The sequence below is a fragment of the Xanthobacter sp. BG11Y11_SDJG genome (genome assembly GCF_057364445.1).
Window position 1 is genome coordinate 1 of the sequence record NZ_JBNFNU010000668.1, and the last position, 1334, is coordinate 1334.

Annotated in this window: 3 protein-coding genes; 2 read left to right on the plus strand and 1 reads right to left on the minus strand. The window is 72.9% G+C overall.

What is annotated here, in order from left to right; all coding sequences use genetic code 11:
• Nucleotides 1-363 (minus strand): acyclic terpene utilization AtuA family protein (locus tag AC2W7M_RS25585; RefSeq protein ID WP_486135917.1); only part of this gene is annotated, 363 nt, incomplete at its 3' end.
• 133 nt (nucleotides 364-496) lie between these two features.
• Here AC2W7M_RS25585 and AC2W7M_RS25590 point away from each other — a divergent pair.
• Nucleotides 497-1141 (plus strand): LysR family transcriptional regulator, encoded by a 645-nt coding sequence (locus AC2W7M_RS25590; protein ID WP_486135919.1) that lies wholly within the window; start codon nucleotides 497-499, stop codon nucleotides 1139-1141.
• On the plus strand, nucleotides 1117-1334 hold a 218-nt coding region (locus AC2W7M_RS25595; RefSeq protein ID WP_486135921.1), incomplete at its 3' end, for a LysR substrate-binding domain-containing protein. The genes AC2W7M_RS25590 and AC2W7M_RS25595, both read left to right, overlap by 25 nt.

The following is a 1334-nucleotide window of genomic DNA, read 5'->3' on the forward strand; positions in this document are numbered from 1 at the left end:
AGCCGGCCGGCGAGGTCCGCCCCCCTCCACCACGGCGATCCGTGGCACGCGGCCGAGGGCACGGGCCATGGCGGCGATGCGGCGTGCGCCCGCCTGCGGGTTGGCGGCGCCGAAATTGCCGACGATGCGGATGCCGCTCTCAAGGCACCGCGCCAGCACCGGCGCGAGGAAACCCTTCAGTGCCGGGCTGTAGCCCGCGTCCGGATCGCGGCGCCGGGCAAGCTGGCACAGGGCGAGGGTGCGCTCGGCGAGGGTCTCGAAGATCAGGAAGCGCGGGCCGTCGAGCGCGGCGAGCATCTCCACCACCGGCACGGCGGCGTCGCGCCGGTCGCCGGCGAACCCGGCCCCGCTGCCGATGCGCACGATCCCGCCTGGACCTCCTGGCATGTCTCTCCCCGGCATCATCCGCCCGTCTGGCGCGGGCATGGGAAAAGCGTAGACAGGGGCAATTCATCAAGTCAAATAGATCGATACGATGAATTATGAGGGTAAGGTTATGAACATCACCATCCGGCAGCTGGAGGTGTTCGCAGCCGCCGCCCGCGCGCCGAGCTTCACGCAGGCCGCGGCCCTGCTCGGCATCTCGCAGCCAGCGCTGAGCGAGACCATCCGGCGCATCGAGCAGGAACTGGGCCTGCGCCTGTTCGAGCGCACCACCCGCAAGGTGGCGCTGACCGCCGACGGGCGGGCGCTCGCGGGCCTCGCCGAAGAGGTGGTGCGCGACGTGCGCTCCGGACTGAAGGACCTCGCCGAGCGCGGCGCCCGCCGCCCGCGCATCGCCATTGCGCTCCTGCCCTCGGTGGCCGCAGCGATCCTGCCGCAGGCGGTGGCGGGGCTCAGGGCGCAATATCCGGAGGCCGAGGTCTCGGTGTTCGACGTGCTGCACGAGCGCGCCGCCGCGCTGGTGGAAGAGGGCGTCGCCGACATGGCGGTGACCATGCGGCCGGCGGGCGATGCGCTCGCGTTCGAGCCGCTGGGCGCCGATCGGGTGCACCTGCTGATGCCGAAGGGTCATCCCCTCGCCAGCCGGACGCCGCTCTCCTGGGCGGCGCTCGCGCCGTTGCGTTCGTCGCCCTCGCCCGCACCACTTCGGTGCGGCGCCTGGTGGACAATGCCATGGCGGCGGCGGACCTCGCTCTGATGCCGCGCTACGAGGTGGAGCAGATTCCCTCCGCCGTGGCGCTGGTGGCCGCGGGCCTCGGCGTGACGGCTCTGCCGGAGCTGACCTTCGCCATGTTTCCGCGCAAGGGCGTCGCGGTGCGCCCGCTCCAGGCGCCGGTGGTGGCGCGCGGCTCGGCCTCATCACCCGCACCGGGCGCGACCTTTCGCCGGCC